The organism is Xanthomonas sp. SI (assembly GCF_014236855.1).
Taxonomy (GTDB): domain Bacteria; phylum Pseudomonadota; class Gammaproteobacteria; order Xanthomonadales; family Xanthomonadaceae; genus Xanthomonas_A.
In genome coordinates this window covers 2,495,948-2,509,395 of record NZ_CP051261.1, presented here as the reverse complement: position 1 = coordinate 2,509,395, position 13,448 = coordinate 2,495,948, and the positions used below count along the sequence as shown (strand labels likewise).

13 protein-coding genes and 3 tRNA genes are annotated in these 13,448 nt (G+C 70.3%); 9 read left to right on the top strand and 7 right to left on the bottom strand.

From position 1 onward, the window contains the following. The first annotated feature begins 29 nt into the window (after positions 1 to 29). The 4 genes from HEP75_RS10380 to HEP75_RS10365 are packed head-to-tail and all read left to right on the top strand — an operon-like array spanning position 30 to position 2,806. Positions 30 to 854: an alpha/beta fold hydrolase gene (locus tag HEP75_RS10380; RefSeq protein WP_053840793.1), complete on the top strand. Its 825-nt coding sequence runs from the start codon at positions 30 to 32 to the stop codon at positions 852 to 854. After that, entirely contained in the window at positions 854 to 1,216 is a 363-nt protein-coding gene (locus tag HEP75_RS10375; RefSeq protein WP_185813109.1) for an EamA family transporter, read from the top strand. The genes HEP75_RS10380 and HEP75_RS10375 overlap by 1 nt, the downstream gene beginning before the upstream one ends. After that, positions 1,213 to 1,611: an EamA family transporter gene (locus HEP75_RS10370; protein ID WP_185826366.1), complete on the top strand. Its 399-nt coding sequence runs from the start codon at positions 1,213 to 1,215 to the stop codon at positions 1,609 to 1,611. Before HEP75_RS10375 ends, HEP75_RS10370 begins: the two co-directional genes overlap by 4 nt. Next, the gene (locus tag HEP75_RS10365; RefSeq protein ID WP_185826365.1) at positions 1,601 to 2,806 is read left to right on the top strand and encodes a DegT/DnrJ/EryC1/StrS family aminotransferase; all 1,206 of its coding nucleotides are present in this window, start codon (positions 1,601 to 1,603) and stop codon (positions 2,804 to 2,806) included. The genes HEP75_RS10370 and HEP75_RS10365 overlap by 11 nt, the downstream gene beginning before the upstream one ends. A 120-nt stretch (positions 2,807 to 2,926) precedes the next feature. Here HEP75_RS10365 and HEP75_RS10360 read toward each other — a convergent pair whose 3' ends face one another. Together HEP75_RS10360 and HEP75_RS10355 are read right to left on the bottom strand one after the other, a co-directional pair. Beyond that, positions 2,927 to 3,808: an arginase family protein gene (locus tag HEP75_RS10360; protein WP_185826364.1), complete on the bottom strand. Its 882-nt coding sequence runs from the start codon at positions 3,806 to 3,808 to the stop codon at positions 2,927 to 2,929. Position 3,809: 1 nt separating this feature from the next. After that, the gene (locus tag HEP75_RS10355; RefSeq protein ID WP_185826363.1) at positions 3,810 to 4,880 is read right to left on the bottom strand and encodes a GNAT family N-acetyltransferase; all 1,071 of its coding nucleotides are present in this window, start codon (positions 4,878 to 4,880) and stop codon (positions 3,810 to 3,812) included. Positions 4,881 to 4,993: 113 nt separating this feature from the next. Here HEP75_RS10355 and HEP75_RS10350 point away from each other — a divergent pair, with 113 nt between their 5' ends. Next, positions 4,994 to 5,269, top strand: coding sequence for an acyl carrier protein (locus HEP75_RS10350; protein WP_185826362.1), 276 nt, complete (start codon positions 4,994 to 4,996; stop codon positions 5,267 to 5,269). A 6-nt stretch (positions 5,270 to 5,275) separates the two neighbouring features. Continuing rightward, complete coding sequence (locus HEP75_RS10345) at positions 5,276 to 6,511, top strand: beta-ketoacyl-[acyl-carrier-protein] synthase family protein (protein ID WP_185826361.1); 1,236 nt, start codon at positions 5,276 to 5,278, stop codon at positions 6,509 to 6,511. Positions 6,512 to 6,569: 58 nt separating this feature from the next. Here HEP75_RS10345 and HEP75_RS10340 read toward each other — a convergent pair whose 3' ends face one another. Together HEP75_RS10340 and HEP75_RS10335 are read right to left on the bottom strand one after the other, a co-directional pair. Further along, the gene (locus HEP75_RS10340) at positions 6,570 to 7,925 is read right to left on the bottom strand and encodes an aminotransferase class III-fold pyridoxal phosphate-dependent enzyme (protein WP_221899326.1); all 1,356 of its coding nucleotides are present in this window, start codon (positions 7,923 to 7,925) and stop codon (positions 6,570 to 6,572) included. Positions 7,926 to 8,092: 167 nt separating this feature from the next. Next, positions 8,093 to 8,785, bottom strand: coding sequence for an MtnX-like HAD-IB family phosphatase (locus tag HEP75_RS10335; RefSeq protein ID WP_185826359.1), 693 nt, complete (start codon positions 8,783 to 8,785; stop codon positions 8,093 to 8,095). A gap of 154 nt (positions 8,786 to 8,939) precedes the next feature. On the opposite strand from HEP75_RS10335, the gene HEP75_RS10330 reads away from it, so the two are divergent. After that, positions 8,940 to 9,026, top strand: a tRNA-Leu gene (locus HEP75_RS10330). 176 nt (positions 9,027 to 9,202) lie between these two features. Here HEP75_RS10330 and hemN read toward each other — a convergent pair. After that, positions 9,203 to 10,609: an oxygen-independent coproporphyrinogen III oxidase gene (gene hemN, locus HEP75_RS10325; protein ID WP_185826563.1), complete on the bottom strand. Its 1,407-nt coding sequence runs from the start codon at positions 10,607 to 10,609 to the stop codon at positions 9,203 to 9,205. 883 nt (positions 10,610 to 11,492) lie between these two features. Here hemN and HEP75_RS10320 point away from each other — a divergent pair. Further along, entirely contained in the window at positions 11,493 to 11,807 is a 315-nt protein-coding gene (locus HEP75_RS10320) for a hypothetical protein (protein ID WP_185826358.1), read from the top strand. Between the two features lie 11 nt (positions 11,808 to 11,818). After that, positions 11,819 to 12,955 carry a 4Fe-4S dicluster domain-containing protein gene (locus HEP75_RS10315; RefSeq protein WP_185826357.1) on the top strand — a complete coding sequence of 379 codons (1,137 nt, stop codon included), beginning with the start codon at positions 11,819 to 11,821 and terminating at the stop codon, positions 12,953 to 12,955. A 165-nt stretch (positions 12,956 to 13,120) separates the two neighbouring features. On the opposite strand, the gene HEP75_RS10310 is transcribed toward HEP75_RS10315, so the two are convergent. Both HEP75_RS10310 and HEP75_RS10305 read right to left on the bottom strand, forming a co-directional pair. After that, positions 13,121 to 13,194, bottom strand: a tRNA-Cys gene (locus tag HEP75_RS10310). 80 nt (positions 13,195 to 13,274) lie between these two features. Next, positions 13,275 to 13,350, bottom strand: a tRNA-Gly gene (locus HEP75_RS10305). Positions 13,351 to 13,448 lie beyond the last annotated feature (98 nt).

The following is a 13,448-nucleotide window of genomic DNA, read 5'->3' as shown; positions in this document are numbered from 1 at the left end:
CGTGCTTCCGCTGCCGACGCCGTGCCGCCATGATCCAATCCGCCGAATTCCACTTCCAGGGCGGCCGCCACGGCGTGCTGCTGATCCACGGCCTGACCGGCACGCCGAGCGAGATGCGCCTGCTCGGCAAATCGCTGAACCGGGAGGGCTTCAGCGTGCACGGCGTGCAGCTGGCCGGGCATTGCGGCAATGAGGACGACCTGCTCGCCACCGGCTGGCGCGACTGGACCGCCAGCGTCGAACAGGCCGCGGCGCAGATGCGCCCGCAGGTGGACAAACTGTTCGTGGCCGGGCTGTCGATGGGCGCGCTGCTGGCGCTGCAACTGGCCGAAGAGCGGCCGGAGTGGATCGATGGCGTCGGCGTGCTCGGCGCCACCTTCCGCTATGACGGCTGGAACATCCCGCGCCGTGCGCGGCTGGCGTTCCTGCTGCCGTGGTTCAAGCGGCTGGGCATCGGCCGCCGCCGCATGTTCCTGGAAGAACCGCCGTACGGCCTGCGCGACGAGCGCATCCGCGCGCAGATCAGCGGCGCGATGCTCGGCGGCGACAGCAGCGCCGCCGGCCTGCCCGGCAATCCGTGGCACGCGCTGGCCGAGATGCACCTGCTGTCGCGACGGGTGCGCCGCAACCTGGCCAAGGTGACCGCGCCGTGCCTGGTCGCGCATGCGGCCGAGGACGACATCGCGCATCTGCGCAACGCGCAGTTGGTGGTGGCCGGCGTGTCCGGACCGGTGGAATTGCTGCTGCTGCACGACAGCTATCACATGATCACCCTGGATCGCGAACGCCGCGTGCTCGGCGCGCGCCTGGCGCAGTTCTTCGCCGCGCAGGCCGCGCCGCGCCAGGCCGCCTGATGGCGCTGCAGGCGCCCGTGGTCGGCGTGTGGCTGGCGACGGTGGCGCTGGACACGGTCGGCCAGCTGGCCTTCAAGCACGTCGCCAGCGACCCGCTGGCGAGCGGCGCGGCGCGCTGGCGGCGCATGGCGCGGCAGCCGTGGCTGTGGCTGGGCATCGCCTGCTACGCATTCGAATTCCTGGCCTGGACCGCGTTCCTGTCGCTGGTGCCGCTGGGCCGCGGCGTGCTGCTCGGCTCGATCAACATCGTGGCGATCATGCTCGCCGGGCGCTGGCTGTTCGGCGAGCGGCTGGGACGCATGCAGGTGGCCGGGATCTGCCTGGTCAGCGCCGGCGTGGCCGTGGTCGGACTCGGCACATGAGCCGCCCGCCGCTGCAACGCTACGCCGTGGGCTTCGCCCTGCTGCTGGGCTTCGACACCCTGGCCCAGTTCGGCTTCAAGCTCGGCGGCGCGCACGCGTTCCCGCCGCAGGCCGAGTGGACCTGGGTGCTGCGCCTGCTCGCCAGTCCCTGGCTGTACGCCGCGCTGCTGGGCTATGTCGGCGCGTTCTTCACCTGGATGAAACTGCTCGAGCACGCGCCGATCGGCCCTGCCTTCGCCGCCTCGCACCTGGAGATCGTCAGCGTGCTGCTGCTGTCGGCGTGGTGGTTCGGCGAGCCGATCGGCATGCTGCAGGCGCTCGGTGCGGCGCTGATCGTGGCCGGCATCGTCTGCCTCGCGCTCGGCGAGCGCGCCGCGCCGGCCGATGCGCACTGAGGTTCCGCCCACCGCCGGGTTGCCGCTGCGCTGGCGCGACCTGTGGCCGGCGCGCACGCCGCAGCGGCTGGCCGCGCAACTCGGCTTTCCCGATGCGCTGCTGACCTGCTCGGGCACCGCCGCGCTGGTCATCGCGCTGCGCACCCTGGCCGCCGGCAGCCGCCGCCGGCAGGTGCTGGTGGCCGCCTACACCTGCCCGCTGGTCGCGCTGGCGGTGGCCCATTGCGGCCTGCAACTGGTGCTGTGCGATCTGCTGCCCGACTCGATCGAACCCGACCCTGCGCAGCTGGCGCAGCGCTGCGGCAGCGACACCCTGGCGATCGTCGCCACCCATCTGGGCGGACGCCTGACCGACCTGGAGCCGCTGCGCCATGCCGCCGCGGCCTGCGGCGCCATGCTGATCGAAGACGCCGCGCAGGCGCTGGGCGGCGTGCATGCCGACGGCCGGCCGGCCGGCCTGGGCGGCGACATCGGCTTCTGCAGCCTGGCGGTGGGCAAGGGCCCAACCCTGTACGAAGGCGGCCTGCTGATGTCGCCGCACGCGCCGTTGCGGCGCAGCCTGGCGGCGATGGCGGCGCGCCTGGGCCAGCCCGACTGGCGCCGGGAACTGCAGCGCAGCCTGCAGTTGCTCGGCTACGCCGCGCTGTACCGACCACTCGCCTTGCGCTGGGCCTACGGCGCGCCGTTGCGCCGCGCCTTGCGCCGCGGCGACCGCGTGGCCGCGGCCGGCGATCAATTCGATGCGGCGATCCCGCAACACGCGGTCGGCGCCTGGCGCGAAGCGGTCGGCGTGCGCGCCAGCGCGCGCTGGCCGGCGTTCCTGGCGCAGGCGCGTGTACAAGGTCTGCGCCGCACCGAACGCCTGGCCGCGATCGCCGGGCTGCGGGTCGTCGCCGACAGCGCCGGCGCGCAGGGCAGCTGGCCGGCCCTGCTGGTGCTGCTGCCGGACGCGGCCGCACGCGAACGCGCACTGGCGCAGCTGTGGCCGCGCGGGCTCGGCGTCGGCCTGCTGTTCGTGCACGCCCTGCCCGACTACGCCTACCTGCACGGCATCGTCGATCCCGCACCGATGCCGCACGCGCGCGACTTCGCCGCGCGCTGCCTCAGCATCAGCAACAGCCCGTGGCTGGACGAGGATGGATTCGAGGCGATCGTTACGGTGCTGCGGCAGGTGTGTGCGGAGCGAATGGTCTGATCCCACAACACTGTCGCACCCTGCACAATCCTGTAGGAGCGGCTTCAGCCGCGACAGGATCCATCGGTAACGCCCGTCGCGGCTGAAGCCGCTCCTACACGGACCAGCGTCGAGCATGCGCTACCGCGGCAACCCGGCCTCGGCCAACGCCTGCAACAACCGCAGGTTCACCTCATGCTGCTGCGCCTGCCACGCCGATAGCGATTGCGGCGACGGCACCGGCTGCGCATCCAGCGCCGCCAGGCGCCGCTTCCACCACTGCGGATAGCGCGCTTCCGACACTTCGCCGGTGATGTCGCTGCCGAGCAGTTGCCCGTGCAGGTAGGCGATGGCGGTGAGCAGGTGCGGCACCCGCAGTTCGCCCTGGTCCCAGTTGGTGCGCGCGTCCTGCGGATCCAGCACGTCCTTGTCCAGCGACAGATAGGTCGGCATCGGCGTGCTGCGCAGGTGCTGCAGGAAGGCGTCGATCATCTCCATGCTCGAGCCGAAGCCGCGCACCGCCCGCCCCAGTCCCAGGCGCCGCGCCCAGCCGACGTCCACGCCGCTGCACCAGTAGCGCAGCTTGCCGCGGTACAGCGGCCGCAGATGGTTTTCCCAGGCATGCGGGGCACCGACATCGCCCGAGGTGATGCCGACCACTTCCACCCGCGCCACCTGCGGCAGCGCCGCCACCCGCCACACCCACGAGCCGCAATGCACCGCGAACGGGAAGCGCATGTTGTCCGGATGGTTGTCGAACACCACCACCCGCAGCGGCACCTGTGCGCGCTGCGCCTGGCGCACGATCAGCGGCAGGCTCAGGTGATGGAAATCGCCGCTGCCGAGCAGCACGGTGCCGTGCCGTGCCGGCAGCACGCCGTCGAGCGCGGCGCCGAAGCGTCGCAGCCTGCGCAGCGAACAGGCGAAGCGCAGCCCGTCGCACCACTCGTGCAGTGGCAGGCGCAACGCGCCCGGCACCGTGCCGAGCGAGTCGTCCAGGTCCAGCAGTACCGGTGCGCTCATGTCATTCCGCCGCGTCGGCGTCTGGGTCTGGAGTGCCGACATCGTCGGCTTCGAACAGCGGCCGCAGCCGCCGCAGCGCGATGCGCAGCAGCGGGTTGCGCAGGTACACCGCATGCCAGGTGTAGGTGAAGCTGGCGCCGAGTTGCGCCTTCACTTGCGGATCGGTCCAGCCGGCGACATAGGCGCGCAGGCCATGGCGGCAGGCGTAGTCCAGGTTGTGCATCCAGCTCAGCGCGTACAGGTTGTGCTCGCGCGCCTGCGGATAGTGCAGGCCGATGTACTTGTCGACCAAACGTCCCTGGTGCACGTAGCACAGGTTCCAGCCGATCAGTCGGCCCTGGTGACGATAGGCGAACACCAGGCCGCCGGAGTCCGCATCGGTCAACAGCGCGTCGAAGAACGCTTCAGTCAGCAGGTCGAAATGCACCTCGCTCTGCGCGTAGACCTGCAGGTACAGCGCATAACACTGCGCGCGCAGCGCCGGGTCGGCGAAGGCGGCGCCGGTCGGCAGTTCCTCGATCTGCAGATCGGCGCGTGAGCGCAGCTTGCGGCGGATGTTGCGGCGGCGGCCGCGCGACAGCCGCGCTAGGTACTCGTCGATGGAGGCGAAATCGATCGGCACCCAGGCCAGCGCCTGCCCGCGCAGCAGCACGTAGCCGCTGCGCGCGCAGGCCTCCAGGAACACGTGCGCCCAGGCGTTGTCGGTGGCATCGAGCAGCGGCGAGTGCTGCGGAATGTCCTTGACGATCAGCAGCGGGCGCTCGCGCCCCAGTTGCGCCCGCCACTGGCCGGGCAACTGCGCCGGGTCGGCCGCGCGCGGCAGCCAGGCGTACTCGCTGACGGTGCTGCCGACGAAGCTGGTGCGCGGGCGCAGCCAGCGCCGCCACAGCCGCTGCAGCGGCCAGCCGGCCACGCGCGCGCGCAGTGCCGGGTCGGCGGTGGTGAGCAGGTCGAACACGGCGTCGAACGCAGGCACGCCGTGTTCCAGCGTCCGCGCCTGGAAATCCTGCGGAGGATGCGCGAGGAACTGCCGCTGCAGCGCCTGCGGTTCGAGTTGGCTTACGAAAGGCATCTGCAAGATTGACCGGCTAGCGTGGAGGATGGACGCCGCAGCCGTGGGCCGCGGCATGCCTTCCACCGGCGGCACCCGCCGCGCGGTGGCCATTCATTTCGCGGAGGACTGCCATGACCCCGTCTATCGAGACACAGATCCACAGCATCGTCGCCAAGCATGGCGAGATCGATCCCGCCGGCCTGACCGCCGACACCAAACTGCAGGACCTGGGCGTGGATTCGCTCGAGGCGATCGAAATCCTGTTCGACATCGAGGAGCACTTCGACATCACCTTCCCGCAGCGCGATCCGAACCTGGACGACGGCTCCCTGGGCAAGCTGGCCGAAGCGGTGCATCAGGCGCTGGTCGCCAAGGCCGCGGCCGCGGCGCTGGCACCGGCGCACTGAGCCGGCATGCACCGCTCGGCGCAGGGACACCGCGTCGTCGTCACCGGGATGGGCGCGGTCAGCGCGCTCGGCCTGGGTGCCGATGCCCTGTGGCGCGGCATGTGCGAGGGCCGCAGCGGCATCGCCGCACTGGCCTCGCCCGATCCGCAGGCCACGCTGAAGATGCGCCTGGCCGCCAGCGTGCCCGGGTTCGCGCCGCAGGCGGCGCAGTTGGGCGGCATCGCGCCGGGCCAGCTGGATCGCATGACGCAGATGGCGCTGGTCGCGGCCTGCGAGGCCGTGGCGCAGTCCGGCCTGGTATTGGACGGCGCCGGCGCGGCACGCGGCGCGGTGGTGATCGGCACCGGCGTCGGCGCCGAACTCAGCCGCGACGAACAATCGCGGCGGCTGTACCGCGAGCAGGCCGAGCGCCTGCATCCGCTGACCATCGTGCGCAGCATGAACAACGCCCCGGTCAGCCAGATCAGCATCGCCTTCGGCCTGCGCGGCCCGGCCTTCGCCGTGTCCAGCGCCTGCGCCTCGGCCAACCACGCGCTGGCGCAGGCGGCGTTGCTGATCCGCCACGGCCTGGCCGATGTGGCCATCGCCGGCGGCGGCGAAGCCTGCCTGAGCCTGCCGCTGATCCGCGCCTGGGAAGCGATGCGCGTGGTCAGCGATGACACCTGCCGGCCGTTCTGCGCTCAGCGCAGCGGCCTGGTGCTGGGCGAAGGCGCCGGCGTCTTCGTGCTGGAAAGCGCCGCGCATGCGGCCGCGCGTGGCGCGGTCCCACTGGCCGAACTGGCCGGCTTCGGCATGAGTGCCGATGCGCACGACATCGTCGCGCCCAGCACCGACGGCGCCGCCGCGGCGATGCGCCTGGCGCTGCAGGACGCAGAACTGCAGCCGCAGCAGATCGACTACATCAATGCCCACGGCACCGGCACCCTGGCCAACGATCGCTGCGAGACGCAGGCGATCCGTGAGGTGTTCGGCAGTCACGCCGATGCGCTGGCGGTGAGTTCGACCAAGGCGGTGCACGGCCACGCGCTCGGCGCCGCCGGCGCGCTGGAACTGGTTGCGGCGATCGGCGCGCTGCGCGAGCAGCGGGTGCCGCCGACCGCGAACTTCCTCGATGCGGATCAGGATTGCGACCTGGACTACGTCCCGAACCAATCCCGCGCGCAACGGGTGCGCGCGGTGCTCAGCAATTCCTTCGCCTTCGGCGGCCTCAACGCGGTGCTCGCAGTGCGCGAGGCGCGCTGAGGCGCAGGCCGCGGCGGACGGGAGGCAACGCGGCGCCAACGCGCTGTCTCCCGCCATCTCATGCCACCCGCTTGGCGCGGGTCAGCAACTGGTCCAGCAGCGACAGGCCCAGATCGATCTCGTCGTGGCTGATGTGCAGCGACGGCGCCAGGGTGATCACGTTCTTGTAGTAGCCGCCCACGTCCAGCACCAGGCCGATGCGCTTGCCGTTGTGGCGCAGCTCGCCTTCCAGGCCCATGTCCACCATCGTGTCGAGCAGCTTGCGGTTCGGGGTGAAGCCGTCCGCCTGGCAGATCTCCGCGCGCAGCGCCAGGCCCAGGCCGTCGACGTCGCCGATTTCCGGATGGCGCTTCTGCAGGTCGCGCAGGCCGTCGAGGAAGTGCGCGCCCTTGGCCATGACCATCGACTCGTAGTCGGTCTCGGCCAGCATCCGCATCGTCTCCAGGCCCACCGCGGTGCCGAGCGGATTGGAGGCGAAGGTGGAATGGGTCGAACCCGGCGGGAACACGGTCGGGTTGATCAATTCCTCGCGCGCCCAGACCCCGGCCAGCGGATTGAGGCCGTTGGTCAGCGCCTTGCCGAACACCAGCACGTCCGGGGTCACCCCGAAATGCTCGATCGCCCACAGCTTGCCGGTGCGGAAGAAGCCCATCTGGATCTCGTCCACCACCAGCAGGATGCCGTACTTGTCCAGCACCCGCTTCAGGCCGGTGAAGAAGTTCGGCGGCGGGATCACGTAGCCGCCGGTGCCCTGGATCGGCTCGACGTAGAACGCGGCGTACTCGCACTGCCCGGCCTTGGGATCCCACACGCCGTTGTACTCGGTCTCGAACAGGCGCTCGAACTTGGCCACGCACTGCTCGCCGTACTCTTCCTTGGAAATGCCCTTGGGCCCGCGGAAGTGGTACGGGAATTCGATGAACTGGGCGCGGTCGAAATGGCCGAAGCGGCGCCGGTAGCGGTACGAGGAGGTGATCGCCGAGGCACCCAGGGTGCGGCCGTGATAGCCGCCCTCGAAGGCGAACATCAGGCTCTTGCCGCCCGTGGCGTTGCGCACCAGCTTCAGCGAATCCTCCACCGACTGCGCGCCACCTACGTTGAAGTGCACGCGGCCCTTGCGGCCCCACTTGCGTTCGGCGTCCTGGGCGATGGTCTTGGCCAGTTCGATCTTGGTCGGGTGCAGGTACTGGCTGGCCACCTGCGGCAGGCTGTCGATCTGCCGCTTCAAGGCACCGTTCAGGCGCGGATTGGCGTAGCCGAAGTTGACCGCCGAATACCACATCTGCAGGTCCAAGTACGGCACGTCTTCGGTGTCGTACAGATAGCTGCCATCGCAGTGCGCGAAGATCCGCGGCGGCTCGCTGTAGTGCACGGTGTCGCCGAACGAGCAGTACTGGGCCTCGTCGGCCAGCATCTGCGCATCGCCGAGCGCGGCGTGGTAGGCGGGGCCGGTGCGCAGCAGCGCGTCCGGATCGGGCGAGGCCGGCTGCAGGTCGTCGTGCGCGGCCAGATCGAGCGTGTCGAGATCGCCGTGGAGCGGCGCAAGCGCGGTGGGGAGCGGAACATTCCGATTCATGGGGATCAGGCTCGTTGGGGAACGGGGAGTGGGAGGCGCGCGCTGGCGACGGCAGGCGCGGCGAGTTCGTGCAGCAGCGCGATGGCGTCGTCGAAACCGTCGATCGCGCGGTGGGCGATGCCGCTGGCGCGGCAATGGCGTAAAAGGCCGTCCTTGGCGAAGACGAGGTCGGCCTTGCCGGCCACGCAGAAATCGGAGCGGCCGTCGCCGATCAGCAAGGTGGAACGCGCCGGTTCCTGCTGGGCCATGACCGCGCATTTGCAGGTTCCGCTGGCGCAGCCAGGCTGCGCGTGCGGCGAGGCCATGCGCCATTGCCCGGCGTCGGTGCGCAGCAGGCGGTTGGCGATGATCGGCAGCTGATGCAGGCCGTGCCGCGCCAGGATCCGCGCGATCGGGTAGTCCAGGCCGTCGCTGACGATGCTCAGCGGCATGCCCAGGTCGCGCGCCAGATCGACGAAGCGCACGAACGCCGGATCGATGCGGACCTCATCGAGCACCCGGTGCAGCGCGTCCACGTCGCCGTCGAGCAGCGCCACCTGGCCGCTCATGCACTCGCGCGCGCCGATGCGCCCGGCCACCCAATCCTCTTCCAGCGCGCGCCAGCCCGGCTGGCCGAGACGCTCGAGCAAGGTATCGGTCACGTCCTGCAGCGACACGGTACCGTCGAAATCGCAAAGAATTTTCCACTGGGCGCGCAAGGCGGCTCTCCGGCTAATTCGGGCAGAGCCTAGGCGGGCTGTCTTTCGTGCTCCTTTCGGGCAGATCTCAAGCCGGCGCAACCGCGCCTGATGCCGCGGCGGCGGCAAGCGCGGTTCCCAATTCGGACGCAATCAGGCACGCTAGCGGCACCAGGCCCGGATGGCGAAACTGGTAGACGCATCGGACTTAAAATCCGCCGGGGGCGACCCCATGCCGGTTCGATTCCGGCTCCGGGCACCATCGCGTTTCGACGTGAGCAGCCGCAGATGCAGGCCTGCGCCGCGCTCGCACGCCGCAGTCGACGGCCATGCAAGTAGCCGCAGCGTCACAAGCGCCAGACAAAAGCCCCGGTATCGCCGCCACGACGAGACCGGGGATGCCACTCGGCAAACAGTGAACCTGTCGGCGGGCGGCGCTCAGATCGCCCGCGAATAACGTGCCGGCTGCGCCGGCTGGCGCAGGTAGCGGTCGAAGCACATCGCAATCAGGCGCAGCAGCGGGCGCCCGCGCGCGGTGGCATGGATCGTGCCGTCGCGGTAGTCGGCCAGGCCGTCGGCGCACAGCGGCGCCAACGCCTGCAACTCCTCGTGGAAATAGCTGGCGAAGTCGATGCCGTGGCGCTGCTCCAGGGCGGCGACGTCGGCGCGGCCCTGGCACATCAGCTGCTGGATCAGCTCCGCGCGCAGCGCGTCGTCGGCGCTGAGCTGCAGGCCGCGCAGCACCGGGCTGTCGCCGGCGTCCACCGCCGCCTCCCAGGCCGGCAGCTCGCGCTGGTTCTGGCTGTAACTGGCGCCGATGCGGCTGATCGCGCTGACGCCCAGGCCGAGCAGGTCGGTGTCGGCATGCGTGGTGTAGCCCATGAAATTGCGGTGCAGCCCGCCCTGGCGCTGCGCGCGCGCCAGGTCCTCGTGCGGCAGCGCGAAATGGTCCATGCCGATGTACTGGTAGCCGGCCGCCGACAGCTTGCGCACCGCCAATCCGAGCAGCGCGAGCTTGTGCTCGGCGTCGGGCAGCTCCGCATCGGCGATGCGCCGTTGCGCCTTGAACAACTGCGGCATATGCGCATAGCCGTAGACCGCCAGGCGATCCGGGCGCGCCGCGATCACCGTCTCCAGCGTGCGCTCGAAGCCGGCCAGGGTCTGCCGCGGCAGGCCGTAGATCAGGTCCACGTTGACCGAGCGCATGCCCTGCACGCGGCAGGCGCGCAGGATGTCCAATGTTTCGGCCACGCCCTGGCGGCGATTGATCGCCTGCTGCACCAGCGGGTCGAAATCCTGGATGCCCAGGCTGGCGCGGTTGAACCCCAGCGCCGCCAGCGCGGCGATGTCCTGCGGCGTCACCGTGCGCGGATCCAGTTCGATGGAGATGTCGCGATCCGGCGCGTCGCTGAAACGGAACAGCCCGCGCAGGCCTCGCAGCAGTTCGCCGAGCAGTTCCGGCGCCAGAAAATTCGGCGTACCGCCGCCCAGATGCAACTGCACCACCTCGCGCTCGCTCTCCAGGCAGGCGGCCATCATCGCCGCCTCACGCAACACGCGCTGCACGTAGGCGCGGCCCTTGCCGGCGTCGCGAGTGATGACCCGGTTGCAGCCGCAGTAAAAACACGGATTGCGGCAGAACGGCACATGCACGTACAGCGACAGCGGCCGCGCCGGATCGCTGGCCTGCACCGCCGCGAACAGCTGCGCCGGGCCGAAACCGGCCTGGAAATGCGGCGCGGTCGGATACGAGGTGTAGCGCGGGCCGGGACGGTCGTAGCGGCGCAGCAGTTCGGCGTCGAAGGTCGAGGTGGCGGCGGGATCGGAGGCGGTCAGGATGTCCATGGAGGTCAGCATGCGCGGCCAGATGGCAGGCCGCCTTGACCTGGATCAATCCGCGGCATCGATTCACTGCATCACTCTGCAGGCGGCCACGGCAGCGACGGTTCGAACGGCCGCCAGCGCATTTGATGGCGGCGCCGGCTGTTCCCTTCTCCCACCGGGACCATGGACCCCTTTTCGGGGGAAGGTGGCGCGCAGCGCCGGATGAGGGTACGGGCGAAGCCTCGCGCACCCAAACTCAACGAGACGCTGCGCGCCGTACCCTCACCCCAACCCCTCTCCCGACGGGAGAGGGGCTATGCACGCACACTGCTTTTCCTTCTCCCACCGGGAGAAGGTGGCGCGCAGCGCCGGATGAGGGTACGGAGCGAAGCCTCACGCACCCAAACTCAACGAGACGCTGCGCGCCGTACCCTCACCCCAACCCCTCTCCCGACGGGAGAGGGGCTATGCACGCACGGCTGTTCCTTCTCCCGTCGGGAGAAGGTGGCCCGAAGGGCCGGATGAGGGTACGGGCGAAGCCTCGCGCACCCAAACTCAACGAGACGCTGCGCGCCGTACCCTCACCCCAACCCCTCTCCCGACGGGAGAGGGACTATGCACGCGCACGGCTGTTCCTTCTCCCATCGGGACCATGGCCCCTTTTCAGTGGCATGCATGTCAGTGCTCCTGCTCGATGGCGCCAGTCTCCGCAGCCGCCGCGGCCCGGCCTTGATCAGGATCAATGTCGCCACGCGCTGCGCTGCCTAGTCTGCGTGGGCGACATGCGCCTGCGCCGACGCCGACGGGGAGCGGCGGCGCGACCGCGTGCGGGCGGCGCCAGCCCATGCGTGGCACCACCCAGGCGCATGCCGCACCTCTTCTTCCGCGATGGAGCCCGCCCGCCATGACGCCCAGCGACGATCCCCTGCTCGACCCGCTCGATGCCACCGCGCCGCGCCCGCTGGTGCAGCGGCTGGGCGTGATCCTGTGGCCCAGCTTCCTGGTCGCCGGCGCGATGAGCGTGCTGTTCTTCGCCCTGGTCGATCCGCTGGCGCTGCGCGACATCACCTTCCCCGGCCGCCCGCTGAGCCGCGAACTCGGCTACACGCTGGGCTTCTTCATGTTCTGGTTGGCCACCCTGAGCTCGAGCATGCTGAGCGGGTTCTTGCTGCGGCCGGCGCCGCAAGCCGCTGCAGACGACGACGAACTGTTGCCGTGAGCGGAACGCCCATGCCCCGCCGCATTCCATTGCACACGCTCGGCGCCCAAGCCGCAAACGCCGCCGCCGATGCCGATGCGGCGGCAGCGCCGCACGGCCGCTACGCGCGCCTGCGCCGTTACAGCCTGTGGCTGCTGTTCGCCGCGTTCTACCTGCTGCCGTGGCTGCGCTGGGACGGCCGCCAGGCGCTGCGCTTCGACCTTCCCGCGCGACGCCTGGACCTGTTCGGCTGGACCCTGTGGCCGCACGATGTCGGCTGGCTGCTGCTGGCGCTGTTCGCCGCAGCCGCCGCCTTGATGGTGACGACCACCCTGGCCGGACGGGTGTGGTGCGGTTTCGCCTGCCCGCAATCGGTCTGGAGCCACGCCTTCGCCTGGCTGGAACGGCGCTTTGCCGCCTGGCCGACAGCCGCGCGGCATGTGGTCTGGGCGGCGCTGGCGCTGTGGACCGGGATCAGTTTCGTGGGTTACTTCGCGCCGATCGCCGACCTGGTCGCGCGGCTGCGGCCGTTCGCCTGGAGCGGCTGGGAAACCTTCTGGGTGCTGTTTTACGCGCTGGCCACGTGGGGCAATGCCGGCTTCCTGCGCAGCCAGGTGTGCCGCTACCTGTGCCCCTACGCGCGGCTGCAGCCGCTGCTGTGCGATCGCGACACGCCCTTGATCGGCTACGACGCGATGCGCGGCGAACCGCGCGGCGCGCGCGCCTGTGGCCAGGGCAGCGTCGCCCAGCGCGGGCGGCGCCTGCTCGACGCCGGCACCGCGCGCGACTATGCGCTGCGCGCCAGCATCGCCTGGCGCGCCGGCCAGGGCGGCCAGCGCGGCGACGCGCTGGTCAACTATGCCGGCACCCTGCCCAAGTTCACCGCCGCGCAACTCGGCGACTGCGTGGACTGCAGCGCCTGCGTGGATGCCTGCCCCGCGCGCATCGACCTGCGCAACGGCCCGCACTACGCATGCACTGCCTGCGGCGCCTGCGTGGACGCCTGCGACCGCAGCATGGACCGCCACGGCTTCGCCCACGGCCTGCTGCGCTGGACTGGCGCCAACGCGATCGAGCGCCAGCCGCGCCGAAGGCTGCGACCGCGGCTGCTGGCCGGCGCCGCATTGCTGCTGGTGGCCTTGCTGGCGGCGTTGCTCGCGGCTGGTTGACCGGCACGCGCTCGGCGGCGAGGAAGAACAGGCATCGTGAGCAAGCAACAAAAGGCCCGGCACGCGCGACGGCGCTCCACCTAGGCGAGCGCCAGCCAGATCGTCGGGCAGCCACAAACGCAAACGCCCGGTAGATCGTAGATCTACCGGGCGTCGAATTGCAGATGGAGGCCTGGGTCGGAATTGAACCGGCGTACGCGGATTTGCAGTCCGCTGCATAACCACTCTGCCACCAGGCCGGTGGACTGAATTCTAGCCGAAACCGCCAACAGCGGTGTCCGACAAAACAAAGCCCCGCTGACGGGGCTCTGTCTGAATCTGGAGCGGGAAACGAGACTCGAACTCGCGACCTCAACCTTGGCAAGGTTGCGCTCTACCAACTGAGCTATTCCCGCTTGGGAGCCAGCCATTCTACAGCCCTCCTGCGCATTGCGCCAGCCTTCGGGCAAAAAAATCCGGCAGCGGTATTCGCGTGGCCGGGAGTACGGTACGA